Origin of the sequence: Phyllobacterium sp. SB3, assembly GCF_040009165.1 — a bacterium.
Lineage (GTDB): Bacteria > Pseudomonadota > Alphaproteobacteria > Rhizobiales > Rhizobiaceae > Phyllobacterium.
In genome coordinates this window covers 1207568-1231002 of the sequence record NZ_JBDYKI010000001.1, presented here as the reverse complement: position 1 = coordinate 1231002, position 23435 = coordinate 1207568, and the positions used below count along the sequence as shown (strand labels likewise).

The following is a 23435-nucleotide window of genomic DNA, read 5'->3' as shown; positions in this document are numbered from 1 at the left end:
CTCGGCCGCCCTATTATTTTGTGACGACAGCCTGAAGCTGTCGATTAGCTGACAGAAAAGAGAGGCATCATGGCCAACACTCCTTCGGCCAAGAAAGCGGCGCGTAAGATCGAAGCCCGCACCGAAGTAAACAAGTCCCGCCGTTCGCGCGTGCGTACCTTCCTTCGTAAGTTCGAAGATGCGGTAGCAAGTGGCGATCAGGCAGCTGCTGCACTTGCCTTCAAGGCAGTGGAGCCAGAAGTGATGCGCGCAGCGTCGAAGGGTGTGTTTCACAAGAACACTGCTTCCCGCAAGGTTTCGCGTCTATCTTCGCGCCTGAAGGGCATGACTGCTTAAAGTCATTCTACATTACCCTTTAAAAACCCGGCTATTTTCTTAGCCGGGTTTTTTTATTATCAATTTTCTGGGAATAAATTCGTTTCCTGAGGAAAAGAATACGGAACGCCCCCCGCCCGTCATATGGTTGTCATAACCAATGTAAGACAGAAAGCGACAGCCACTCTTTTTCTTTTATTTTCAATGGCTTAGAGAAGGTAGGTTCATTGGCTCCAAGGAGAGCTCCGGATTCTTCGGCCATAGCTACTGTCAAGCGAATATTTATTATTTTTTTTTGCCTGCCAGACTCCGCACTGCAACAAAATGTGAGGCCTAAAAAAGGCTTTGAATCCGAACACTTTTTCCTGCTCGCCCCGGTAACAGTTAAAAAAAATGAAAATCTGTTAACCCTTACTTCATCAAAAATCGTGGGAAGCGCACTTGCCCTTCCTGCAAAGGTTTTTGTAAGGTCCAGACATCGACGGGGTGGGAAAAACCCAATTAACAGGCTTATGAAATTTTGGTTGCGAACGCAGATTTCTGGTTTGCGTAACGGGTAGTTTTTGTCAGCACTCAAGTCTAGCAGATTTGGGTCATTTCATAAAACGAGGGCGTTGACGACGCTGGCGCGAGCCGGGCGTGAGTCTTGTCGCGCTCAAAACTTGAGAAGGATAGAACGGTGACATTGATAGGAAATTCGCAGTACGGGTCCTCATTTCAAATATGTGTCAGCGTCTCAAACTCCAATCACTAGCTTGAATAAGCAATCAGACAGTTTCGCGGGGGTGGAACGTCTGAAATCACTGTGCGGCGCAAGCCTGCACGAAAAAACCACGGGCAGAACAAAAAGACCCGATACATATTTTCAGGATGAGGCGAATGACAATGAACAGCGGAATAATGGAAAACGGCGCAAAAGCAGCCATGGTCCCGCTCCACATGGGTGAGGGGAAATCTATGGAGATAGCCACCAGTCCGGGCGAAGCGATTTTTGAGCGTGTCAAACTCAAGCTTAAGGCAAAACTGGGAAGCGAAGTCTATTCAAGCTGGTTTGGCCGTCTGAAGCTGGATGAAACATCCAAGAGCATAGTCCGTCTGTCTGTCCCCACTGCATTTCTCCGGTCGTGGATCAACAATCATTATGCCGACATGATTGCCGCGCTTTGGCGCGAAGAGGACGAGCAGGTTCTGAAAGTCGAGATCGTTTTCCGCAGCGCAAGCCGGGCGGCAGTCCGTCCCGCCTGCGAAGAAAGCGCAATGCGTGCTGAATCCCCGGGCGCCGACCGCCTTGGTGGTGACAAGTCCGGGTTTGCCCGCGAAAAGCCGGTCTTCCCTGTCGGCAACCATGGGTCCGACAAGAAAGCACCCGCACATTTCGCGGATCGTGCGCAAAATGCGGTTTTCGGCTCCCCGCTGGACCCGCGTTATACGTTCGACACCTTTGTCGATGGCACGCCGAACCGCGTCGCTCTTGCCGCTGCGCGCACAATCGCCGATGCCGGTGCCAGTGCTGTCCGCTTTAATCCGCTATTCATTCACGCTTCGGTCGGCCTCGGCAAGACGCATCTCCTGCAAGCCATTGCCGCAGAAGCGTTGAAGCGCCCGGAACGGGCGCGCGTTGTCTATTTGACCGCTGAATACTTCATGTGGCGCTTTGCGACCGCCATTCGGGACAACAATGCCCTGTCCTTCAAGGAGCAGTTGCGCGATATCGACCTTCTGATCATTGACGACATGCAGTTCCTGCAGGGTAAATCGATCCAGCATGAGTTCTGCCATCTTATCAACACGCTGCTCGACAGCGCCAAGCAGGTTGTCGTCGCCGCAGATCGTCCGCCATCGGAACTGGAATCGCTTGATCCACGCGTTCGTTCGCGCCTTCAGGGCGGTGTAGCTCTTGAAATGATCTCGCCAGACTATGCGATGCGTCTTGAAATTCTCCAGCGCCGGCTTGTAGCGGCGCAGGCTGAAGACAAGTCACTGGACATTACTCCGGAAATTCTTGATCACGTTGCACGCTCTGTCACCGGCAGCGGCCGTGAGCTTGAAGGGGCTTTCAACCAGCTCCTGTTCCGCCAGACTTTCGAACCAAACCTCTCGGTTGATCGCGTCGATGAGCTTTTAAGCCATCTGATGCGCGGCGGTGAAGCCAAGCGTATACGTATCGAAGAAATCCAGCGCATCGTTTCGCGTCACTACAACGTCTCCAAGCAGGACCTCCTGTCGAACCGGCGCACGCGCACCATCGTCAAGCCCCGCCAGATCGCCATGTACCTTGCCAAAATGCTGACCCCGCGCTCACTTCCGGAGATTGGCCGCCGCTTTGGTGGACGTGACCACACGACGGTTCTTCATGCGGTGCGCAAGATCGAGGATATTGTCGGCAAAGATCAAAAACTGTCGCAGGAACTGGAACTGCTCAAGCGCCTCATCAACGATCAGGCGCAATAAGCAGCGTGATTTTCTTGACGAGTACCAATAAATATTAAATATTGGTACTCGTCACGGAGAAAAAGGTTCATGGGTCGCAACACGTCAATATCGCTTGGCGATCATTTCGTTTCATTCATTGATAGTCAGGTACAAACCGGGCGATACGGCTCAACCAGCGATGTTGTTCGTGCCGCATTACGCTTGCTTGAAGATCACGAGGCTAAAGTCAGCGCATTAAAAGATGCCTTGATTGCCGGTGAAGAATCCGGCCCTCTGACTAACTTTGACAATGATGCTTTTCTTAAAAGAATGCGCGCTACACATGGCGGATAAATCCGCTGGGTATAAACTTTCACCCTTAGCAGAAAATGACCTTGAGAATATCTGGCTCTATACCTTCGAAAACTGGTCAGCAAAACAGGCTGATACCTACCATATCACAATCATTGAAAGCTTTTCTGCTTTAGCCAAGGCGCGGAGGACGGGGTGCCCAGTCGACATACGCGAAGGTTATTTCAAACACGCGGTTGGCTCTCATGTCATATATTACAAGTTACTGGATGCTGAAATCGCCATTATTCGCGTGTTGCATCAACGAATGGATGTGAATCGCCACCTGTAGAACAGCAGTCCATTTATGAGTCAAAGCCGTAGGCCACAGCTTATCAACAGAAAGCCTGCGGCGAGGACGCGTGTTCTTCCCCGCAGGCTTGCTTTTTACGTCTGTTTTCTGCCAATTTGCTTGACCCAAGGGGAATGCCTCCCCACCACCAGACGCTATCGTTTGGCAAAAGTCAGTGAGACCGGTTTATCATGCGTGTAACTCTTGAACGTTCCAACCTTCTGAAGTCGCTCAACCATGTCCATCGTGTGGTCGAACGGCGTAACACCATTCCGATCCTGTCGAATGTTTTGTTGCACGCCGATGGTGCCAGCCTGGCGTTGAAGGCTACCGATCTTGACCTTGAAGTGACGGAAGCCACTGCTGCCCAGATCGAGCAGGCAGGAGCAACAACAGTTCCTGCACATCTGCTTTATGATATCGTGCGCAAGCTGCCCGATGGCGCGGAAGTCATGCTCGCGACCAATACTGACGGCAACTCCATGGCGGTCACTTCCGGTCGTTCAAGCTTCCGCCTTCAGTGCCTGCCGCAATCGGATTTCCCTGAACTTACCGCAGGTACGTTCACACATACGTTCCGCCTGCCATCGAGCGCCTTGAAGGGCCTGATCGACCGCACGCAGTTTGCCATTTCCACCGAAGAAACCCGTTATTATCTCAACGGCATATATTTCCATGCCATTGAAAGCGATGGCGCTTTGAAGCTTCGCGCAGTTGCAACGGATGGACATCGCCTTGCCCGCGCCGAACTCGAGGCTCCGGCAGGCAGCGAAGGCATGCCCGGCATCATCATTCCACGCAAGACCGTGGCCGAACTGCAAAAGCTGGTCGATGATCCGGATGTCGTTGTCACAGTCGAACTATCGGAAACTAAGATTCGCTTCACGATCGGCTCTGTGGTTCTGACATCCAAGCTGATCGACGGCACATTCCCGGATTATCAGCGCGTCATTCCTTCCGGCAACGACAAAAAGCTGACGATTGATCGTCAAAGTTTTGCGGCGGCTGTTGATCGCGTCTCGACGATTTCGAGCGAACGCGGGCGGGCAGTCAAGCTGACAATCGCGGAAGGTCAGGTTACGCTTACCGTTAATAATCCGGATTCGGGCAGCGCTACAGACGAACTGGCTGCTGACTATGATTCAGATGCAATCGAAATAGGTTTCAACGCCAAGTATCTGCTCGATATCACTGCACAACTGACCGGTTCTGAAGCGATCTTCATGCTTGCCGATGCGGGTTCGCCAACGCTGGTGCGCGATACTGGCGATGAGAATGCGCTTTATGTGCTCATGCCGATGCGGGTCTAGACCCAGCTTAGATCAACATGGCCGATGATCCCACTATGGACGCGGGCAAGCCAGCTCGTGTTTCCATTGGCAGGCTGAAGCTCAGCAATTTTCGTAATTATGAAAGCCTGTCCTTACGGCTTGCGCCTTCGCATGTCGTGCTGACCGGCGAGAATGGTGCGGGTAAGACCAATCTTCTCGAAGCGATTTCCTTTCTTTCGCCAGGTCGCGGGCTGCGTCGCGCAACTTATACGGACGTCACCCGTAATAACGCGCCTGATGGTTTTGCCATCCATGCGGCCATTGATACGGCGGAAGGTTCTGTCGATATTGGAACGGGACTTGCCGGAAATGTTCCCGGGGACAATGCCCGCCGTGTTCGCGTTAATGGTGTAACGGCCAGCGCTGACGATCTTCTGGAATATTCGCGCATTCTCTGGCTGGTCCCGGCCATGGATGGCCTGTTTACCGGCCCTGCTGCTGACAGGCGCCGCTTTCTCGACCGCATGGTTCTTGCTATTGATCCGGCTCACGGCAAACGCGTTCTTGATTATGAGAAGTCCATGCGAAGCCGTAACCGACTGCTTACGGAAGAGCGCGGTAACGATGCGTGGCTCGACGCTATAGAAACGCCGATGGCCGAGCTTGGTATAGCTATAGCGGCGGCACGGGCAGAGCTTATGCGTCTCATCAATGGCATGATTGAACGTATGCCGGACGATACACCCTTCCCCAAGGCGGACTGCCTGCTTGAAGGCGAGTTGGAGCAGCGTGTCGGCATTGAGGCCGCAACGGATGTAGAGGAAACGTTTCGGCGCGCCTTGCATGATGGCCGTGCAAGAGACCGGGCAGCCGGTCGTACGCTGGATGGACCGCACCGATCCGATCTTCTCGTTCGGCACCGGCCCAAATCCATGCCTGCCGAGCTTTGCTCCACCGGCGAGCAGAAAGCGCTTCTTATCGGGCTGATCCTCTCCCATGCGCGCCTCACAGGCGAATTGGCGGGTATTGCACCAATTCTGTTGCTTGATGAAATCGCTGCACATCTCGATGAGGGACGCCGCGCCGCGCTATTCGATATCATCGAGGAACTGGGTGGTCAGGCTTTCATGACCGGCACTGACAAGGCCCTGTTCAAGAGCCTGGAAGGCCGCGCGCAGTTCTTCGATGTGTCCCATGGCGAAGTAACTGGCTCGTAGCCAATTCGCCAATTTGCATGACATCACGCCGTAATCTTTACCCAAGCATCTAAATCAAGTGGATTAACGCGCTCTGCGCCTATCTGCTTACAACTTCTGCTTGCAATATCTCATTATCGCGTAACTACTGAGGGAATCTGACACATATATTAATGATGGGAGAGCATTCATTATGTGGAATCAGGTCTATAATCCCTTTGATAATGCTGTTCTGTCGACGCTGGCTGCGGCCATACCTGTCGTCATCCTGCTTGCGCTGATCGCCTCAAACAAGGTCAAGGTACACTTTGCAGCGATTATTGCGCTTATCGCTGCAAATCTGGTGGCAATTTATATTTTCACCATGCCGGCTGACCTGTCGCTGCGCGCCTCACTGCTCGGGGTAATTACCGGCCTTTTCCCGATCGGCTGGATCGTTCTTAATATCATATTCCTCTACCGCCTGACGGTGGAAAAGGGCGTGTTCGAAACCCTGCAAAACACGATCGGCGGCGTGACACGCGACCGGAGATTGCAGATTCTGCTTATCGCTTTCTCCTTCGGCGCTTTCTTTGAAGGTGCGTCCGGCTTCGGAACGCCGGTCGCCGTGACAGCTGCCATCCTTATTGGTCTCGGTTTTTCGCCCCTTGCGGCATCCGGCCTGTCTCTTATCGCCAACACTGCGCCCGTCGCCTATGGTGCACTTGGTACCCCGATACTTGGTCTTTCCAGCGTCACCGGCATTGATCCCTTTCTGCTCGGTGCAATGGTGGGACGGCAATTGCCGTTCTTTTCGGTAATAATCCCCTTCTGGGTTGTCTGGGCCTTTGCGGGCTATAAGGGCATGAAGGAAGTCTGGCCTGCCATTCTGGTTACGGGTCTATCCTTCGCCATACCGCAATTCCTCATCTCCAACTATGTCAATCCGTGGATCGTCGATATCGGAGCATCCTTGATCTCCATGGCCTGTCTCATTGGTTTCCTGCGGATATGGCAGCCAAAGGTCATCTGGACGTCGACCGCCCTGCGTATCCGGGACGATTCGGCAAGTCAGATTCCGCCGGTAAAACAATCAAAGAAAGAACCGACCCGAGCCGAAGTATGGGCATCGCTGACGCCGTGGATCATCGTCTGCGCAGTGCTTCTGCTGTGGGGCACAGACTGGTTCAAAGGTATGGTCAATCCTTGGGCCACATGGAACTACGCTGTTCCCGGTCTCAATGAGCAGATCATGAAAGTCGCGCCTATTGCCGCGACACCAACCCCGGAGAAGGCAATATTCGCCTTTACCTGGCTGTCATACACTGGTTCCGGCATGCTGATTGCCGCAATCGTTTCCGGCTTTCTCATGGGCTATACACCGCTTGAGCTTATCCGCAGCTATGGCCGCACGCTCAAGCTCTGCTCCTATTCGCTGATCACCATTTCCGCAATGCTGGCAATCGGAACGCTCACACGGCTGTCCGGCATAGATGCTACCCTCGGGCTTGCCTTCGCTACGACCGGAGTGCTTTATCCGTTCTTCGGTACTTTGCTGGGCTGGCTCGGGGTGGCGCTCACAGGCTCCGACACGGCATCCAATGTGCTGTTCGGCAATCTGCAGAAGATCACCTCCGAGCAACTCGGCCTCTCGCCGATCCTCATGGGCGCTGCCAATTCCTCTGGCGGTGTCATGGGCAAGATGATCGATGCGCAGTCCATCGTTGTCGCATCGACAGCAACCAACTGGTACGGCCATGAAGGCACTATCCTGCGGTTTGTCTTCAAGCACTCCATCGTGCTGGCCTGTCTGGTCGGCATTCTTGTCATGCTGCAGGCTTACGTCTTTACATGGATGATCGTGACGCCGCCCTGATCCCGGCGGAACAAGGCATTGAAAATGCGCAGCCATGGCTGCGCTTTTTCGTTTCCAGAGGCTAGATTTTTATTTCGCCTTCTTCCTCGCCATCCCAATAGTGGGCGCGGTCGGCATGAACCTTGATCATCGCCAGACCTTTTGTATCGACACCATCCTTGAACCAATCATTGAGATCCGGCGTCCAATGCTCCTCGAATTCCTTCTTGTCCTTGATAATCTCAGCTTTGCCTTCGAGAAAAATCGCAAAGGCTTTCTCTCCCTGAAACGTCAGCGCAACCTTGGAATTCCCACCAATATCGGAAACCATGTGCGCATCATCCCAGGTAAAAAAATAGGAATCGCCGTCATAATCAACGTCGCGATTATTGCTCATCGGGCGTCCGGCAATGGCACCATTTTTTGTGTGCGTCATCAACATGCAAATATCGATGTCGCGCATCTTCCCGGCGAGATAGGAAATATTCTTGTTCATGGCTTGCTCCCTTTTTCTTTGATAAAGGGCAACGCGCCGGGCAGATTTTAGTTCAATCACTAACCAGCGGCTTTAAGCTCTGACCCGCTTTTCAGAACCTTGTCGCCATTCTCCTGCTCTATCAGATAGGCAGGGTCATCCTTGGTTGCCTTGCGCGTGACTTCCGCGCCTTTGATTTTGCGCGTTACATTGCTGGTGAATGTGTGGACAATTTTGCCGGTGCCAGTGCCCTTGCCCCAATCCCATTCAACCATGTTGCCGTTGTAGAATTTCGTCATGGTCCTTCCTACCCTCATCTCTGGCCCAAAGCCACACCAGCTCGAAAGGTTCCATCAACGCATCTTGATAACCGGAGCCTATCGACGATACACGTGCTTATCTTGTCCGCGTTTCACGTCAAAAGGGATGATGCCCCCGGGTGGCCGCGGGCTTTCGTCGGGTGTTAGAGTTTGAAAGGCGATACTTAAATGACGGATATTCCCATCCGATGCTCAGCTGTATCTGTGGTGCTCCTGCGGCAAACCGGTAACCAGACAGAGATATTGTTGCTGCGCAGAAACCACACACTGGTTGGCGAGTGGTGCCAGATTGCCGGTGCAATCGAAGATGGCGAGAAGGCTTGGGAGGCTGGTCTTCGCGAAGTACGGGAAGAAACCGGCCTCGAATGCACCAGCTTTTACTCAGCCGATATTTGCGAGCAGTTCTATGAAGCTGACCGTGATGCCATCAGCCTGCTGCCTGTTTTTGTCGGTTTCGTGGGATCACAAGCTGACGTCATTATCAATGACGAGCACAGCGAGTTTCGTTGGGTTTCATTTGAAGATGCTCTGGGCATGGTTCCCTTTGCCGGTCAGCGCCATGTTCTCAAGCATGTCAGGGCTGAATTCGTGAGCCGTAGTCCCGTCCGGCACCTTCTTATCAAAGGCCAATCCAAGGGTTAGGCGCGCAAGCCGTCAAGCAGTTGCCGTACCGCTTTCACGGCCTGCCGGGATGTTGCTTCCGGTTCCGCAGAGTTGGCAATCCACAATGCAGCATGGGTCAGCGCGCCATTGAGAACGCGCGCCATTGCTTCCGGATCGACGTTCTTTATCGCCCCTTCGTCACGCAGCAGTGTGAGGCTTTCGCTCATGGAGCGGATACAGGTGTTCGTCGTCGGCCAGTTCGCCGGATCGCCCAAAACAGCGGGCCCATCCAAAAGGACGATACGCTGAATTTCCGGCTCCAGCGCCATTTCGACATAGGCCACGCTTTCGTCGACATAACCCTGCCAGCGGCTCGTTGCCTTTGCTGTCACCTTGATCAGCCGATCGTTCATCTCCGTATCGATCTGTTTGATAACGGCCTCAAGCAGCCCCTTTTTATCACCGAAATGATGATACAGCGCGCCGCGCGTCAGCCCTGCCGAAGAAGTGAAATCATCCATTGAGGCTTCCGCATAGCCAACCGTACCAAAGGCATGTCTGGCAGCAGCCAAAAGTTTGGCACGGGTTTCGACAATCATTTCACTGCGCGGTTTATGGGCCATCAGAATTCCTTTTACATACATTACGTATATTAGTTGACATACGCCGCGTATGCAACTATTTCACTTATATACGCCACGTATGTAAATGGCGCCTTTCAACAAGGATGTCTGTTATGACCAATCCATACAGGGAAATCTTCAATGCACCGGGAAGCGTGGCTTTCTCCGCTACCGGTTTCATTGCCCGCCTGCCACTGAGCATGGTTACGCTCGGCATCGTCACCATGGTTTCGCAGACGCACGGCACCTATTGGCTCGCCGGTGCAGTGTCTGCCACCTTTGCCTTGTCCAACGCACTCGTTGCACCACAGATATCGCGACTTGTTGACCGTTTCGGCCAAAGCCGCATTCTCCCCGTGTTTTCCCTGATTACCGTGCTTGCCCTTGCAGGCCTGATGCTTTCAGCGCGTTACAACGCGCCAGCCTGGACACTGTTCGTTTTTGCCATGCTTGCCGGTTTCATGCCCAGCATGACTGCACTGGTGAGGGCACGCTGGACTGAAATCTACCGTGACACGCCGCAACTGCGTACGGCATTCGCCTTTGAGTCGGTTGTAGATGAGATCATCTACATGGTCGGTCCGATCATCGCCATCGGTCTCAGTGTTGCCCTCTTCCCGCAGGCAGGGCCGCTTGCAGCCACCCTGTTTCTTGCCGTAGGGAGCATATTATTCGTTGCCCAGAAATCTACTGAACCGGCCATCCATCCGCAGGACCGCACGGACAATTCTTCGGTCATCCGCCTGCCATCGCTGCAAATTATCGCTGTCACGCTGGCGGCCATCGGAGCACTTTTCGGGACGGCTGAAGTTACAGCCATCGCCTTTGCCGAGGAGCAGGGCCAAAAAGCTGCCGCCGGTATTGCGCTTGCAAGTTATGCAGCAGGTTCGCTGATCGTCGGCTTGATATTTGGCGCATTGAAGCTCCGGATGCCGTTGGCAAAACAGTTTCTGCTGGCAATCAGCCTTGCCATGCTGACGACCCTGCCCCTGCTGATCGTCACCGGCATTGGCGGCCTCTCCATTGCGCTGTTTCTGGCGGGTGCCGCCGTATCTCCCACGATCATTATCTCAATGGGCCTGATTGAACGTCTCGTCCCCGCATCAAAGCTGACCGAGGGCATTACGTGGGCAATGACGGGCGTTATGATCGGCATGGCCTTGGGTTCTTCCCTGTCGGGCTGGGTCATTGACGAATATGGCGCAAGCAGTGGTTTCTACGTTTCCGTTGCCTCTGGCCTGATTGCCTTCATCTCAGCATTTGTCTTCTGCGTTCGATTTAGTCCCAGGCCGCATGGACAACTCAAAACCGCCGTCTGATTATTGCCATCAAAAAATACGGCAGGACGCCAAAAAGCCTTCCTGCCGTATTTTTCGTCAATCATTCCAGCCTAACCTGAATTTGTTCAATTATTTTCTTGTCTACAACTAAAGTATTACTTAACCTCCCGCATGAATTTCACTGCATCATACTTGGGGGAAGGTAGATGGCTCGGAAATTTCTGCATGAAGAATCTGTAAAATCCAATGGATTACGCGGAAAGATATTAAACAGTTTCCTACTCGTCTCTACATCCTCACTTGGACTTCTTGCTTTTTCCGGAACTGCACAAGCAGCATGCGATCTTACGCCGACAGCTGGCAACAGCACCTATATCTGCGATAGCGGCACCAGCCCGGGGCTGACCGATAATACGGGCAGCAACACACTCACCATGCCTGAAGGCGGCACTGGCACGGTCAACGGCAATGTCATTTTTGGTGCAGGCGCTGACACTGTTTCCATCGGTGCAGGAACGATAACCGGCAATGTCCAGCAGGGCAGCGGCGTTGATGATTTCAACATGACTGGTGGGACAGTCGGCTCGCTGAATCAGGGCGATAATCTCGATACATTCTTTATGTCTGGTGGACACATCATCGATGCATTCGACGATGGAGACCGGGCTGTCATGACAGGTGGACGCATCGGACGCGTCAACATGAAGCTCGACAACAATCTCTTCGACATGTCCGGTGGCATCATTGATCGCAACCTTGTTGCGGGGTTCGGCAATGATACGATCATCCTTTCCAATGGAACCATTGGCGGCAATATCAGTGTTAGCGGCGGCACTGACAGCGTTACGATTACGGGCGGAAGCGTTGGCGGCAGCGTGCTTCTCAGCTTTGGCACCGATACATTCAGCTGGGATAGCGGCGGTATCGTCTATGGAGCAATCGATCTGGGCGGCGATGATGATATTGCATCGCTCACCAACCTCACCGGCGCTAATATGGGAGCGACAACGCAAATTACCGGCGGTGCCGGTAACGATGCGTTGGCCTTGAGCAATGTGCTGGCGGATAATGTTTCACGTTTCCAGAATTGGGAAAGCATAAAGGCAACCAATGACACCGAATTGACTTTCGACGGCACATTGATGCTTGGCGATGCCGGTACGCAGACGGGTAGCTTTTCCGTGGATTCAACCAGCACCATATTTGCCGGCGGTTCAAATTCGGCTATCGCATCCTTTGTGGCCGGGCAGCTTGTCGATGTGACCAATGCGGGCCGGATTGATCTGACAAATGGAACCGGGACGAGCGACAGCTTTCGTATTGCGGGAAATTATGCAGGCAATGGCGGCCTGCTGTTTCTTGATACCGTGCTGGGCGACGACAACTCCACGTCAGACAAACTCATCATCGATGGCGGCGTTGCCTCCGGCTCGACAGGCATCAGCGTCATCAACAATGGCGGCACCGGTGCCAGTACCACACAGGACGGCATCCTCCTCGTGGAATCGGTCAATGGCGCTTCGACAACCGGCGACACCTTTGCATTGAACAACGCTGTAGCGGCAGGTGCCTATGAATATTACCTCTTCAAGGGTGGTATCAGCGATGGCAGCGAAGAGAACTGGTATCTGCGCTCGACATTGATAACAGTGCCCGAGCCTCCTGCTCCGGCCCCTGCACCTTCGCCGGTCGACCCCGGCCCGGTCGTGGAGCCGGAAGAACCGGAAGTGTCACCGCCGCCGCCACTGCCGCAAGAGGAACCAGCGCCTCCCCTGCCGGTAGATCCGGACGATCCGGATCCGGTTGACCCGTCGCCGCCTGTGCAGCCCGGTGAAACACCGCCCGTTGCGCCTCCGCCACCTCCGGAAGCGCCAGCACCAACCCCGCCGCCACCTGCACCGCCCATCCCCGGCGATCCCGCGCCAATTCCGGGCCCCGGGGCAACACCACCAACGCCCGGCGCTACGCCGGTTACTGGCGAGGTGGTGCCGCTTTACCGTATCGAGGTGCCAACCTATTCGGCAGCACTTCCCGCGATGCGCCAGACTGCCCTAGCCACGCTCAGCACATTCCACGAGCGGCGCGGTGCTCAGGAAATTCTGGTGCCCGGGGAGATCGCTTCAGCTGCATGGGCGCGGGTGTTTGGTGAAGATGTTGAACAAGGTTGGGGCGGCACTGTCTCTCCAACCATTGACGGCACCATCTGGGGAGTACAGGCGGGGCTGGATATCCTGCGTCATGAAGATGAGAACGGTCACAAGGATATCGCGGGCCTGTTTTACGGATTTGCTTCCCTTGATGCCGACATTCGGGGACAGGCGCTCGGGTGGAATAATCTCAAGACTGGCAAGATCGACACCGATACTCATAGCGCCGGTGCCTATTGGACCCATATCGGCCCGACGAACTGGTATCTCGACGCGGTTATCATGGGTAGCTGGTTCAGCGGCACTGCACGCTCTGATCGCGGTGTCGGCATAGATGTTGACGGCAACGGCATAACAGCGTCACTGGAAGGCGGCTATCCTTTCAAGCTCAGCGACAACTGGGTGCTGGAGCCGCAGGCGCAGATCATCTGGCAGCATATTTCACTGGATGATCAGGAAGACGATTTTTCCGCTATTGCCTTCGATGCCGATGATGGCTGGACAGGCCGTGTCGGCGCAAGGCTGCAGGGCAATTACCAGACATCGGCAGGTCTGTTTCAGCCCTACGTGAAAGCCAATCTCTGGCACTCGTTCAAGAGTGAAGACACCGTGAAATTCGACGGCGACTCCATCGTCACGAAGGGCGAAAACACTTCGCTGGAACTTGGCGGTGGTATCGTCCACAGCTTCAACAAGTCAGTCAGCGCGTTTGCTGTTGCCGACTATACGTTCGATATTGACGGCGACAAACGTGAGGCCTTCGAAGGCAACATAAGCCTTAAAATAAGCTGGTAGACGGCGATAACGCCTACCGTGATGCCACATTGGTCGACCCGCCCGGTAGGCGGGCGACAACGACTAATTGGGTGATATCGCCGCGTTTGAATGCTGCAAGGAACCGCTTGTAGTCCTTGAATACGAGGCAGCCATTTGAATCGCCGCGCTTGCCCAGCATGTAAGTATGGGCGAGCAAGCCGTCGCGTCCAAAAATCTTGCTTGGATCGACCGGATTGAGCCTTATTGCCTCCACGCCGTGGAACAGGGCTTCGCGCATGGTCAGCTTGTATGTATGTGGCGGCGTTGCACCGCGCATCTTCTTGTGCACGAAGCGGGGATCGTCAAGCATCGGCCCGAGGCCGGAATGTGCTTCGAGACGCTCTCCATTCGGCATGTAAACTGTTTTCTGCTCGATACTATAGATCGCTGTGCGTGCACGCGCAGTCAGCATGGGTGCAGGCCTGTAGCTCGGAGCGACATCCTGAATGCTGTTTTCCTGCGGCGCATAGGCCATCACCTGCGGAGCAGGCTTGGCCGCATCGGCGAGGCGCTTCGGTCTCATGCCGGGCAAAGGAATTGCCGTGTCGTCATCCGTCTCGGCCAGAACGAGACTGAATGGCTCCTGCGGCGATGTACCGATAGCAGGGCCGGGTTCCTGCAGCGCGACGATTTCCGCCGGCGCAGGTGCATCAAGCGAACTGTATGAGCGAACAGGCGTATAGATTGACGAAACCTGCATCGTATCAAGACCGGCGGCACGCGCTTCGAATGCGTCCGGGTCAAGCGGCGGTTTTGCAGCCACCACCACTTTCGGCTTTGGCGGCGTAATGACAATGACTTCGCCATTCTGCCCGATGACAGACCCCTCATCCATATTGCTGACCTGCCAGCCAGTTTGCTTCAATTCCGGTACGCGCGGATATTTTGGTGTTTTTTGCGTCGTATCGTACACAACCAAAGCTGCGGAGTGGGCAGAAAATGCACGCACAGGTGAGCTGGCATTGCCTGCCGAAACATGGGGAATGAATGCGTGTTGCATGCTGGCAATTGCAACCACGGCTCCCAGCGAGCCTGCAACACCCAAGCCCACAAGAAAGGCCGCAGAGATAAATCGATTTCCCCGCTGGCGGCCCTTTTTATCTGGAAGCTTGGCGTCCCTGACCGCCTTGACTGCAAACGCCATGATACAAGTTTCCTGAACTCTTTACTCAACACATCAGCACCCCGCAAAATCACTGCCCTCAGGGCAGGATTAAGGCCGAGGGCAAAACACATGCCCGAATGGCGATTGCTGACAAAAACAGAGAATGAAGAAACTTGGTTACCAAGTGGTTGATGGCAATCAAGACTGACGAATTTGCCCACCAAACTCGGTCAGGCGCCGGATTGCATGAGCGGGCTCGATAATCTGCTCGGGGAAATAAAGTCCCGGCGCGACAGGCTCTCCCCCGGACAGCCCGAGCAATCGCTCAATGCCCAGAACAACACCAAGCGCGGTCAGGCCAGATACTCCTTGCGGAGCAACGATATCAATCCGCGCACGGCCTTCGTCACCAGTCGTTAGCTCGCCTTCGATCTCGATAATCATGTCATGCGAGGGCGATCCGCCATTCCGGTTGCCTTCAGTCTGTCCCATGCCGTAGTCAAACCGCACAGAGTTGAGGCCGGTTGATGCCGCAAGACTCAACGCATCAAGAACGCTCATGCCATGCACTTCGATTTCGGTTCCGGTCATGTCCTTGACGTTCCGGCTTGAAAGCCCATCGCCCGCCCATCGCCATGTACCATTATCCAGCATCAGCGGACGCGGTGAATTCTGCATGAGTTCTTCGACATCGGCGTTGGCCATGGGGCCGCCAATATCGCTTGGATCAAGAACAACGGCTATCTGCATGGAGTGCACAGAGCGGAACTTCTTTGCAAAATGCAGAGCAGGCAGCGTCGCCATCCCCGCCATCCAATGGCTGGCAAGCAGGATTGGAGCGCTCTGTGGCTTGTACATATGAAAGGCGACTGCTGGCCCGATCTCGAAGGCACCATCTGCCATGCTCAGATATGGCAAGCCTTGCGTCTGCGCATATTTGAGCGGGTTGAGCGTGTTTTCTTTCAGGATGGCTATAATGGCGGCATAAGCGGCACCGGCATCAAGACCGAGATCAGCGCGCCGGATATCAACCCGTACCGCCCCTGCATTGCCAACTTCCGTCGCCAGCGCGCGGGCTTTCTCCTGATCGCGGCCTGCAATTGCAATCGGCAGATCGGGATAGAGTTTCCGTAGCGTCCTGACTGTCCGGCTACCTACAAATCCCGTTCCACCCAAAATAAGAACCGGTGCATTTATGTTATCGACCATGACTATCCTCCATTAAACTACTATTAGTAAGTTACTAATGGTAGTATTGGTGGATATTTGTCAAGCCCGTTGATTTGCGGCAGCGCCGAACACTTCTCTTATGCCACCGCGTAATCAGCCATGGGTGGGGTCCGGCATACATCAAGATGCTGCTGATCAACTCCCCACGCTACTGCGCTGGCGCGTGATCCATCGAACGCCGCCAATCACGGCTATGGCAAGCAATGGCCATGCAGCCCAGAATTGGCCCTGCCAGGAAAGGAGATTGATGCCGATGAGAAGCAGGCCGATAATCGCAAGCATGGCAATGGAACGATCAATATTCTGCGCCCTGCGAGCCCATAACAGAGCCCCGCACATCGCCAGAACGAGAACCGGCCAACGGGCCCAGAACTCGCCATCCCAAGAAAGCAGGTTGATGCCGGCAAGTCCGGCAGCGATGATTGCCAGCACCCAGAAGCTTATGTTTTTGGGTGCGGTCACTCCGCCGTTTGCGACAGCTTTGGCGGCTGCCGGATAGGATTCGTCCACCAAAGGTCTCGCGGGTGCCGCTGCCTTTTCCCCGCCAATACGCACAGCATAGCTGAGAACGCCGCCTTCAATATTCTTGACCTGAAGCTGCCCGAGACACTCAAAGGCAACAGCAAGCTTGTTGCGCACCTGATCATAGACCGTATTGGAAATCACTATGCCACCGGCGGCAGCCGATGCCTGCAGGCGCGCCGCGACATTTACACCGTCGCCGTAAATATCGTCGCCTTCGACGATCACGTCGCCAAGATTGATGCCAATGCGAAACAGCATACGCGTTTCGTCCGGACGGTCGGCATTGTAGCCGGCAAGTTCGGTCTGCACGTCAAGGGCAGCACGTACCGCTTCAACAACACTGGAAAACTCGGCTATCAACCCATCGCCCCACGTATTGATGACGCGGCCGTGGTGGGCTTCGATCAGCCTGCTCATGGCATCGCGATAGTGCTTGAGCGTGTGGAGCGTTCCCTCTTCGTCATCCCGCATCATGCGGGTGTAGTCCTGAACATCTGCTGAAAAGATCGTGGTCAGCTTGCGACGCATCTCGGGCATGGCATCCGTTCTCCCCGGTTTTTGCCTTGCTGGTCATGGCGAGTGTTCCTCGCAATTTCGACTGGAGAATATAGGCTGCAACGGCTTGTGGGAAGGAAAATTCATGCCCTTCACTCCCCTTGATGTTAAACACCAAAAATACTCATCGCATGGCTGGCTTGCCTAACTCATTCTCCGCCCTTAAATAAATTCGCGAAGGACGACCTTCCCGCTGCATGGCAGTGCTTCAGACAATCCGGGACGGCCCGACAGTTCAAAAGGATGGTCGTCATGGCCTGGATTATTCTCATCACCGCTGGTCTCTTCGAAATCGGCTGGGCCATCGGGCTCAAATATACCGATGGTTTTACCAAGATCACTCCCTCGGTTCTCACAGCTGGCAGCATGATCATCAGCGTGGTCCTGCTTGGTCTTGCCTTGCGCGAATTGCCTGTAGGCAGCGCCTATGCGGTGTGGACAGGTATCGGAACAGTCGGAACGGCACTCCTCGGGATGTATATTTTCGGTGAACCCGCAACAGTGGTGCGATTGGTTTGCATCGGCCTGATCGTGGCTGGCATTGGCGGGTTGAAGTTTCTGGCTTAGCTCTGGATTCGCACATACGTTTTGCGTGGTTCGACGGGGCTCACCATGAGGAAGACTGTGGGTTGCTTGCAGGTCGCCAACTCTCCTCATGGTGAGCCTCGTCGAACCACGCAGAACATTAATGCAATCAGCACAACGTTCTCATGGTTGGTCGTGTCCTTCCCTCAATGGAGAGATCAATCACCACCATTGGTTTCGGGTTCATCATCCCTTAGAGTAACGGCATGACCGAACAGCCCGACACCGCCCTTTCCTCATCCGAAGTTGAACGTTATGCCCGCCATATCATTCTTGGCGAGATTGGCGGTCCGGGCCAGCAAAAGCTGAAGCGTGCGCGCGTTCTGGTTATCGGCGCTGGCGGCCTGGGTGCGCCGGTCCTGCAATACCTGGCGGCTGCGGGTGTTGGCACGCTCGGCATTGTCGATGATGACCGTGTTTCCCTGTCAAATCTGCAGCGACAGATCATCCATTCGACCGAGCTTGTCGGCTCACCCAAGGGGGAAAGCGCTGCCCGCGCCATTGCCGCAATCAACCCTCACGTCATTGCCGAAGTACACGATATGCGCATCGCGCCGGACAATGCCGCCGATCTCATCAGCCGCTACGATATTGTTGTTGACGGCTCTGACAATTTCGATACGCGTTATCTGCTCGCCGATACCTGTTATGAGCAAAAGCGTCCGCTGGTTTCGGCAGCGCTCGGACGGTTCGATGGGTCACTGACCACGCTCATGCCCTACGCCACGAACGAAACCGGGGGTTCAAATCCCTCCTACCGGGACTTATTCCCCACTCCACCTCCGCCGGGGCTTGTTCCGGCCTGCGCCGAGGCAGGCGTTCTGGGCGTTTTGCCGGGCGTCATCGGCACGTTGCAGGCAACAGAAGTCATCAAGCTCATCACCGGCATTGGCGAGCCGCTGATCGGTAAGCTCCTGCTTTACGATGCGCTGACCTCACGTTTCGAAACAATCAAATACAAGGCCCGGAAATCCGATGGCGCTTGAGCTTTCTGCCGGGCAACAGGCCATTGCCAGCGGATCGCTCGGCGAGGGTGCTGCCATGGCCATGCGCATCGTCGCGGCCACAGCACGGCTGATGGGTGCGCCTTCGCTTATCCCGATTGCCTCTGCGCATATTGACGGCGCGCTCTACCATGGCGATAGCGGCACGCTCTTTGCCGAAAAGCTGGTTGAAGGCGGAGCTAAAGTTGCCGTACGCGCCACGCTGAATGTCGGCTCGCTCGATCTTATGGGCTGTTCCAAAAACCGACTGCCTCCCCACGAACGCGATATGGCACGGCGGATGATGGATGCCTATCGTACGCTTGGCTGCGAACCGAGTTGGACTTGCGCGCCCTATCAAGCAGGTCATCGCCCTGCCCTCGGAAGCGATGTCGCATGGGGCGAATCCAATGCCGTTGTGTTCTGTAACTCGGTGCTTGGCGCGCGCACCAATCGCTATGGCGATTTCTTAGACATTGCTTGCGCCATTGCTGGTTTTGCACCCTATTACGGCTTCCATCGCCCGGAAAATCGCCGTGCCACGGTGGTATTCGATGTATCCGGACTTGATCCTGCATTCTTGCGCTCGGAGGTTGCCTGGCCAATCATCGGCAGCCTGTTTGGCCGCGAGATTGGCGATGCGGTCGGCGTGGTTATCGGGATCGACGTTCACCCCGGCGAAGATGTCTTGAAAGCGTTCGGGGCCGCCTCTGCTTCGGCAGGGGCCGTTGGGCTGTTCCATGTGGCTGGCGTAACGCCGGAAGCGCCGGACCTCGCAACAGCCCTGCATCATCAGGCACCTGACGTTACGATCAAGGTCACGGATGAAATGGTCGTGGATTCGCGCCGCCGTCTTTCAACCGCACAAGACATGAAGCGCATTGATGCAGTGGCTATTGGCAGTCCGCATCTTTCCGCTGTGGAATTCGACCGGCTGGAAAATCTCATTGCCGGGCGCAAACTCAAGATACCGCTCTATGCCTGCACCGGGCGCCACGCTCTCGCGGCACTGGAGGGCAATGGCCGCCGTCAATCGCTGGAGTCGTCGGGCGTCATTATTGTTGCCGATACCTGCGTTGTGGTCACGCCGATCCTTCCTGATATCGAAGGCGCGGTGCTGATGACCAATTCGGGCAAGTTCGCGCATTATGCACCCGGCAACACCGGCTACGGCGTCATTTACGGCTCAATGGCCGAATGCGTCGAAAGTGCCGTACTGGCAAAACCGGTCTTTGGTGCGGCGGCATGAAAGCGGAAATTCTCGTCGAGGGTCAGGCAACTCGGGCGGAAGCACTGGTGCTGACAGCGCCAATCAGCTTTTGGGGCGGAGTAAACCCGAAAACCGGGCTGATCGCCGATGTGCGCCACCCGCAGCACGGCGTTTCGATCACGGGCAAGGTGCTTTGCCTGCCGGGCACAATTGGCTCGTCTTCGGCGGCAGCAGTGCTGCTTGAACTTGTTTCTGCCAATCTCGCACCTGCTGCGATTATCCTGCATGAACCCGACGCGATACTTCTACTTGGCCTGATCGTCGCGCAGGAAATGGGCCACGCAACCCCAATGGCTTTGCGGTTGGATCGCGGGGAGTTTGCGGGATTAATTGAGCGGCAGCTTCTTATTGGCAGCGACGGTTCGATTAGCGTTAGCTAGATACCAGCATCAACGTTTCGCGTGGTTCGACGGGGCTCACCATGAGGGAGGTGGGTTGATTGCATCTATAATCGCGGCGATTGGAAATCTTGGCTGTTGCCAAACACCCATCTTCCTCATGGTGAGCCCCGTCGAACCACGCAAAACAGGCTTGCCAAATCTAAATGGATTCTCACCGTTCCCGCGGCAACACCCGGTCCGGCGGCCTATGCCCATCGATAAAGGTGCGGATGTTGATAATGACTTTCTCGCCCATGTCGATACGGCCTTCCAGCGTGGCGGAACCCATATGCGGCAGGATCACCACCTTGCCCGCCTTGGCGAGCTTGCGCAGCTTGGAGTTCACGGCGGGCTCGTGCTCGAACACGTCAAGCGCAGCACCTGACAACTTGCCCTGATCCAACTGATCGATCAGGGCCTGTTCATCGATGATCTGACCGCGTGCGGTGTTAACGATAAACGCTGTTGGTTGCATCAGCGCAATGCGCCGCGCGGAGAGCAAATGGAACGTAGCCGGTGTCGAGGGGCAGTTGACCGATATGATGTCCATGCGGGCAAGCATCTGGTCGAGGCTTTCCCAATAGGTCGCCTCCAGCTCTTCTTCGGTTTTCGGGCTTACCGGCTTGCGGTTATGGTAATGGATCGACAGGCCGAAGGCCTTGGCGCGGCGCGCGACGGCAGTACCGATACGGCCCATGCCGACAATGCCAAGGCGCTTGCCCCAGATACGGCGGCCAAGCATCCAAGTCGGCCCCCAGCCTTCCCATTTGCCGTCATCGAGCAGGATAGAAGCGCCCTCGACCAGACGGCGCGGCATCGCCAGCATCAGCGCCAACGTCATGTCGGCAGTGTCTTCGGTCAGCACATTGGGAGTATTCGTAACGGTAATGCCGTGGGCTGCGGCGGCAACAACGTCGATATTATCAGTGCCATTGCCGAAATTTGCGATCAGCTTGAGGTTCGGACCCGCTGCCTTGATGATCTCTTCATCGATGCGGTCGGTGACTGTAGGAACGAGAACATTGGCCTGCGACACAGCCTCTATAAGTTCCGCCTTGGTCAGCCGCCGGTCATCTACATTGAGCCTCGCCTCGAAAAGTTCGCGCATGCGCGTCTCGATTGAATCCGGCAATTTGCGGGTAATCACGACCAGAGGCTTCTTGCTCACCAATATTCCCCTCCCTTTCGCCTGCAATATTGAGAGCTCTTTAACCAAACCATAGCAAACTGCCTTTGCTAACTAGCCGCTCGGATACTTGTCTATCAAGGGTGCGGACAGAAGACAAAGAAAAACAAGGATCGTTCACAAATCGGACGGAAATTGACCGCCGCAAGTGCTGAATGATGAAGGACCAATATTGTTGAACTTTAAGAAACTCCGCCTTTTCGCTATCGCCGCAAGCTTTGCGGCAGCACTCATAACCGTTATCCCATTGGGAATGCCGAGCCTTGCAGGCGCCGTAGCTGCGGGGCAGATCGGACCGAGCGGACTGCCCCTGCCGCGTTTTGTCAGCCTGAAGCCCGGGCGCGTCAATCTGCGCGTGGGGCCCGGACGCGATTATGCGGTGACATGGCTGTTTCTCAAATCCGGCCTGCCTGTTGAGATCGTACAGGAATATGACAACTGGCGGCGCATTCGCGATTCGGAAGGCACCGAGGGCTGGGTTTACCAGTCGCTGCTTTCCGGCAAACGCACGGGCATGACGGCACCTTGGCAAAAGGACAAGGACGGCATCATGCTCAATGTCTTTTCCAAGGCAGATGACAAGACACCTGTTGTCGCCAAGGTTCAGCCGGGCGTTCTGGGTACGCTGAAAAACTGTAATGGCGATTTCTGCCGCGTGGTCTTTGGCGGCGCAAGCGGCTGGATGCGCCAGACCGATATATGGGGTGCCTATCCGGGCGAAAAGTTTGAGGATTAAGGCCTGCCCGCAAACTCCACTATTTTCGATACAAGTTCCGCATCCTGCCCATTGAAGCCATGATGCGCTCTTGAGTTACAGGGATTATTTTCCGTTATACCACCACTTAACCAGACCACCCTCGCCCTGCCCTCTGCCCATGCAAGAAATGGATCGACCCCGCCCGCTTTGGTAAATCGGCAGGTGTCGTCGCGATGGTGAATCACCAAGGTCGGCGGCAATAGCTCCGCATAGGGCAGAATTGTCATCATGTTGGTCGATGGTCCTGATCCCCTGCTAAGGAAACCGGATGTGAGAACCAGCCTGTCAGGCTTGGCACCTTCCACCAGTCCCTGCGCCGCACGCTGCGTTCCTGCGCTGGTGCCTACCACTGTGACCGGACGCTTGATCTTGGCCATCGCCTTGACAGCTGCAGTCAGACTGGTGCCGCTTTCAACCAGCAGCACATTGAAGCCATTCCCGGCAAAGGCATCACGGTTACGGATGAGTACATTGTCGCTGCCGCTGCTGAACTTGGCGTCCGGCCCGACATCAAGCTTGCCATTGCCACCAGTCAAAAGGATGAGACTGGCTTTCGCATCCGGTTTCCGAATGAGAATGTTGTTCACGTCGTCAATGGAGATTGTTTCGCCGCCCCGCACTGCGACCGGGGTTTGGGCTGAGGCCAAAGACGAATACGTGGCCGTAAGAGCGAGAACAAGCGAGAACACCATGCCCACCCGCGAATAAATCTGCTTCATAAAAACAGCCTCCATTGCAGTAAAGAATCTTGCTGTAGAGAGTAAGGGACTTGCCAGTAATCCGGAAGCGTGTTCATACCACTTGTAAATATAAAGCACGGCTAACTTTACTCATTAACTTCAATAACTTTTCAACCCGGAACGGGCGATAATTTGCAACCTGTTCTCACCTCCCAACGAGAAGCTCTAATGCAGATACTCTGTG

Annotated in this window: 22 protein-coding genes and 1 pseudogene; 15 read left to right on the top strand and 8 right to left on the bottom strand. The window is 55.0% G+C overall.

Going from position 1 to position 23435, the window contains the following annotated elements; genetic code table 11:
- Positions 1 to 69 precede the first annotated feature (69 nt).
- The 7 genes and pseudogenes from rpsT (at position 70) to ABKW30_RS05980 (ending at position 7692) form a co-directional block, all read left to right on the top strand.
- Positions 70 to 336, top strand: a complete 267-nt coding sequence (rpsT, locus tag ABKW30_RS06010; protein WP_008122492.1) for a 30S ribosomal protein S20 — start codon at positions 70 to 72, stop codon at positions 334 to 336.
- 930 nt (positions 337 to 1266) lie between these two features.
- Positions 1267 to 2766, top strand: a pseudogene (dnaA, locus tag ABKW30_RS06005) (chromosomal replication initiator protein DnaA); the annotation flags it as partial.
- Positions 2767 to 2835: 69 nt separating this feature from the next.
- Complete coding sequence (locus tag ABKW30_RS06000) at positions 2836 to 3081, top strand: type II toxin-antitoxin system ParD family antitoxin (RefSeq protein ID WP_348597401.1); 246 nt, start codon at positions 2836 to 2838, stop codon at positions 3079 to 3081.
- Positions 3071 to 3370: a type II toxin-antitoxin system RelE/ParE family toxin gene (locus ABKW30_RS05995; RefSeq protein WP_348597399.1), complete on the top strand. Its 300-nt coding sequence runs from the start codon at positions 3071 to 3073 to the stop codon at positions 3368 to 3370. Before ABKW30_RS06000 ends, ABKW30_RS05995 begins: the two co-directional genes overlap by 11 nt.
- A 191-nt stretch (positions 3371 to 3561) precedes the next feature.
- Entirely contained in the window at positions 3562 to 4680 is a 1119-nt protein-coding gene (gene dnaN, locus ABKW30_RS05990; protein WP_348597397.1) for a DNA polymerase III subunit beta, read from the top strand.
- 17 nt (positions 4681 to 4697) lie between these two features.
- Positions 4698 to 5858, top strand: coding sequence for a DNA replication/repair protein RecF (gene recF, locus ABKW30_RS05985; RefSeq protein WP_348597395.1), 1161 nt, complete (start codon positions 4698 to 4700; stop codon positions 5856 to 5858).
- Between the two features lie 172 nt (positions 5859 to 6030).
- The gene (locus tag ABKW30_RS05980) at positions 6031 to 7692 is read left to right on the top strand and encodes an L-lactate permease (RefSeq protein WP_348597394.1); all 1662 of its coding nucleotides are present in this window, start codon (positions 6031 to 6033) and stop codon (positions 7690 to 7692) included.
- A 61-nt stretch (positions 7693 to 7753) separates the two neighbouring features.
- Here the strand turns inward: ABKW30_RS05980 and ABKW30_RS05975 are convergent, their stop codons facing one another.
- Together ABKW30_RS05975 and ABKW30_RS05970 are read right to left on the bottom strand one after the other, a co-directional pair.
- A complete protein-coding gene (locus ABKW30_RS05975) occupies positions 7754 to 8167 on the bottom strand; it encodes a pyridoxamine 5'-phosphate oxidase family protein (RefSeq protein ID WP_348597391.1) in 414 nt (137 codons plus the stop codon).
- 59 nt (positions 8168 to 8226) lie between these two features.
- The gene (locus tag ABKW30_RS05970) at positions 8227 to 8445 is read right to left on the bottom strand and encodes a DUF2945 domain-containing protein (RefSeq protein WP_348597389.1); all 219 of its coding nucleotides are present in this window, start codon (positions 8443 to 8445) and stop codon (positions 8227 to 8229) included.
- 189 nt (positions 8446 to 8634) lie between these two features.
- Between ABKW30_RS05970 and ABKW30_RS05965 the strand changes: the two genes are divergently transcribed.
- Complete coding sequence (locus tag ABKW30_RS05965) at positions 8635 to 9108, top strand: NUDIX domain-containing protein (RefSeq protein ID WP_348597388.1); 474 nt, start codon at positions 8635 to 8637, stop codon at positions 9106 to 9108.
- Here ABKW30_RS05965 and ABKW30_RS05960 read toward each other — a convergent pair.
- Positions 9105 to 9692, bottom strand: a complete 588-nt coding sequence (locus tag ABKW30_RS05960) for a TetR/AcrR family transcriptional regulator (protein WP_348597386.1) — start codon at positions 9690 to 9692, stop codon at positions 9105 to 9107. The genes ABKW30_RS05965 and ABKW30_RS05960 overlap by 4 nt on opposite strands.
- 113 nt (positions 9693 to 9805) lie before the next feature.
- On the opposite strand from ABKW30_RS05960, the gene ABKW30_RS05955 reads away from it, so the two are divergent.
- Positions 9806 to 11011 carry an MFS transporter gene (locus tag ABKW30_RS05955; RefSeq protein ID WP_348597385.1) on the top strand — a complete coding sequence of 402 codons (1206 nt, stop codon included), beginning with the start codon at positions 9806 to 9808 and terminating at the stop codon, positions 11009 to 11011.
- Positions 11012 to 11178: 167 nt separating this feature from the next.
- Positions 11179 to 13914 carry an autotransporter outer membrane beta-barrel domain-containing protein gene (locus tag ABKW30_RS05950; RefSeq protein WP_348597384.1) on the top strand — a complete coding sequence of 912 codons (2736 nt, stop codon included), beginning with the start codon at positions 11179 to 11181 and terminating at the stop codon, positions 13912 to 13914.
- Between the two features lie 13 nt (positions 13915 to 13927).
- Here the strand turns inward: ABKW30_RS05950 and ABKW30_RS05945 are convergent, their stop codons facing one another.
- From ABKW30_RS05945 to ABKW30_RS05935, 3 genes are all read right to left on the bottom strand, one after another.
- Positions 13928 to 15079, bottom strand: a complete 1152-nt coding sequence (locus ABKW30_RS05945) for a DUF2778 domain-containing protein (protein WP_348597383.1) — start codon at positions 15077 to 15079, stop codon at positions 13928 to 13930.
- Positions 15080 to 15238: 159 nt separating this feature from the next.
- Entirely contained in the window at positions 15239 to 16249 is a 1011-nt protein-coding gene (locus ABKW30_RS05940; RefSeq protein ID WP_348597381.1) for an NAD(P)-dependent oxidoreductase, read from the bottom strand.
- Between the two features lie 156 nt (positions 16250 to 16405).
- A complete protein-coding gene (locus ABKW30_RS05935; protein ID WP_348597379.1) occupies positions 16406 to 17332 on the bottom strand; it encodes an adenylate/guanylate cyclase domain-containing protein in 927 nt (308 codons plus the stop codon).
- A gap of 270 nt (positions 17333 to 17602) precedes the next feature.
- Between ABKW30_RS05935 and sugE the strand changes: the two genes are divergently transcribed.
- The 4 genes from sugE (at position 17603) to ABKW30_RS05915 (ending at position 20568) form a co-directional block, all read left to right on the top strand.
- Positions 17603 to 17917: a quaternary ammonium compound efflux SMR transporter SugE gene (sugE, locus tag ABKW30_RS05930; RefSeq protein ID WP_348597378.1), complete on the top strand. Its 315-nt coding sequence runs from the start codon at positions 17603 to 17605 to the stop codon at positions 17915 to 17917.
- 224 nt (positions 17918 to 18141) lie between these two features.
- Positions 18142 to 18921, top strand: coding sequence for a molybdopterin-synthase adenylyltransferase MoeB (locus tag ABKW30_RS05925; protein ID WP_348597376.1), 780 nt, complete (start codon positions 18142 to 18144; stop codon positions 18919 to 18921).
- The gene (locus ABKW30_RS05920) at positions 18911 to 20167 is read left to right on the top strand and encodes an aconitase X catalytic domain-containing protein (RefSeq protein ID WP_348597374.1); all 1257 of its coding nucleotides are present in this window, start codon (positions 18911 to 18913) and stop codon (positions 20165 to 20167) included. Before ABKW30_RS05925 ends, ABKW30_RS05920 begins: the two co-directional genes overlap by 11 nt.
- The gene (locus ABKW30_RS05915) at positions 20164 to 20568 is read left to right on the top strand and encodes a DUF126 domain-containing protein (RefSeq protein ID WP_348597373.1); all 405 of its coding nucleotides are present in this window, start codon (positions 20164 to 20166) and stop codon (positions 20566 to 20568) included. Before ABKW30_RS05920 ends, ABKW30_RS05915 begins: the two co-directional genes overlap by 4 nt.
- 172 nt (positions 20569 to 20740) lie before the next feature.
- On the opposite strand, the gene ABKW30_RS05910 is transcribed toward ABKW30_RS05915, so the two are convergent.
- Positions 20741 to 21742: a D-glycerate dehydrogenase gene (locus ABKW30_RS05910; protein ID WP_348597635.1), complete on the bottom strand. Its 1002-nt coding sequence runs from the start codon at positions 21740 to 21742 to the stop codon at positions 20741 to 20743.
- Between the two features lie 265 nt (positions 21743 to 22007).
- Here ABKW30_RS05910 and ABKW30_RS05905 point away from each other — a divergent pair, with 265 nt between their 5' ends.
- Positions 22008 to 22490 carry an SH3 domain-containing protein gene (locus ABKW30_RS05905; RefSeq protein ID WP_348597633.1) on the top strand — a complete coding sequence of 161 codons (483 nt, stop codon included), beginning with the start codon at positions 22008 to 22010 and terminating at the stop codon, positions 22488 to 22490.
- Here the strand turns inward: ABKW30_RS05905 and ABKW30_RS05900 are convergent.
- A complete protein-coding gene (locus ABKW30_RS05900; protein WP_348597371.1) occupies positions 22487 to 23230 on the bottom strand; it encodes an alpha/beta hydrolase in 744 nt (247 codons plus the stop codon). The genes ABKW30_RS05905 and ABKW30_RS05900 overlap by 4 nt on opposite strands.
- Positions 23231 to 23435: the final 205 nt, after the last annotated feature.

What these genes read in the sequence shown, in the direction of transcription:
- rpsT (WP_008122492.1), top strand. Translation starts at nt 70, where the DNA reads ATGGCCAACACTCCTTCGGCCAAGAAAGCGGCGCGTAAGATCGAAGCC.
- ABKW30_RS06000 (WP_348597401.1), top strand. Translation starts at nt 2,836, where the DNA reads ATGGGTCGCAACACGTCAATATCGCTTGGCGATCATTTCGTTTCATTC.
- ABKW30_RS05995 (WP_348597399.1), top strand. Translation starts at nt 3,071, where the DNA reads ATGGCGGATAAATCCGCTGGGTATAAACTTTCACCCTTAGCAGAAAAT.
- dnaN (WP_348597397.1), top strand. Translation starts at nt 3,562, where the DNA reads ATGCGTGTAACTCTTGAACGTTCCAACCTTCTGAAGTCGCTCAACCAT.
- recF (WP_348597395.1), top strand. Translation starts at nt 4,698, where the DNA reads ATGGCCGATGATCCCACTATGGACGCGGGCAAGCCAGCTCGTGTTTCC.
- ABKW30_RS05980 (WP_348597394.1), top strand. Translation starts at nt 6,031, where the DNA reads ATGTGGAATCAGGTCTATAATCCCTTTGATAATGCTGTTCTGTCGACG.
- ABKW30_RS05975 (WP_348597391.1), bottom strand. Translation starts at nt 8,167, where the DNA reads ATGAACAAGAATATTTCCTATCTCGCCGGGAAGATGCGCGACATCGAT.
- ABKW30_RS05970 (WP_348597389.1), bottom strand. Translation starts at nt 8,445, where the DNA reads ATGACGAAATTCTACAACGGCAACATGGTTGAATGGGATTGGGGCAAG.
- ABKW30_RS05965 (WP_348597388.1), top strand. Translation starts at nt 8,635, where the DNA reads ATGACGGATATTCCCATCCGATGCTCAGCTGTATCTGTGGTGCTCCTG.
- ABKW30_RS05960 (WP_348597386.1), bottom strand. Translation starts at nt 9,692, where the DNA reads ATGGCCCATAAACCGCGCAGTGAAATGATTGTCGAAACCCGTGCCAAA.
- ABKW30_RS05955 (WP_348597385.1), top strand. Translation starts at nt 9,806, where the DNA reads ATGACCAATCCATACAGGGAAATCTTCAATGCACCGGGAAGCGTGGCT.
- ABKW30_RS05950 (WP_348597384.1), top strand. Translation starts at nt 11,179, where the DNA reads ATGGCTCGGAAATTTCTGCATGAAGAATCTGTAAAATCCAATGGATTA.
- ABKW30_RS05945 (WP_348597383.1), bottom strand. Translation starts at nt 15,079, where the DNA reads ATGGCGTTTGCAGTCAAGGCGGTCAGGGACGCCAAGCTTCCAGATAAA.
- ABKW30_RS05940 (WP_348597381.1), bottom strand. Translation starts at nt 16,249, where the DNA reads ATGGTCGATAACATAAATGCACCGGTTCTTATTTTGGGTGGAACGGGA.
- ABKW30_RS05935 (WP_348597379.1), bottom strand. Translation starts at nt 17,332, where the DNA reads ATGCCCGAGATGCGTCGCAAGCTGACCACGATCTTTTCAGCAGATGTT.
- sugE (WP_348597378.1), top strand. Translation starts at nt 17,603, where the DNA reads ATGGCCTGGATTATTCTCATCACCGCTGGTCTCTTCGAAATCGGCTGG.
- ABKW30_RS05925 (WP_348597376.1), top strand. Translation starts at nt 18,142, where the DNA reads ATGACCGAACAGCCCGACACCGCCCTTTCCTCATCCGAAGTTGAACGT.
- ABKW30_RS05920 (WP_348597374.1), top strand. Translation starts at nt 18,911, where the DNA reads ATGGCGCTTGAGCTTTCTGCCGGGCAACAGGCCATTGCCAGCGGATCG.
- ABKW30_RS05915 (WP_348597373.1), top strand. Translation starts at nt 20,164, where the DNA reads ATGAAAGCGGAAATTCTCGTCGAGGGTCAGGCAACTCGGGCGGAAGCA.
- ABKW30_RS05905 (WP_348597633.1), top strand. Translation starts at nt 22,008, where the DNA reads ATGCCGAGCCTTGCAGGCGCCGTAGCTGCGGGGCAGATCGGACCGAGC.
- ABKW30_RS05900 (WP_348597371.1), bottom strand. Translation starts at nt 23,230, where the DNA reads ATGAAGCAGATTTATTCGCGGGTGGGCATGGTGTTCTCGCTTGTTCTC.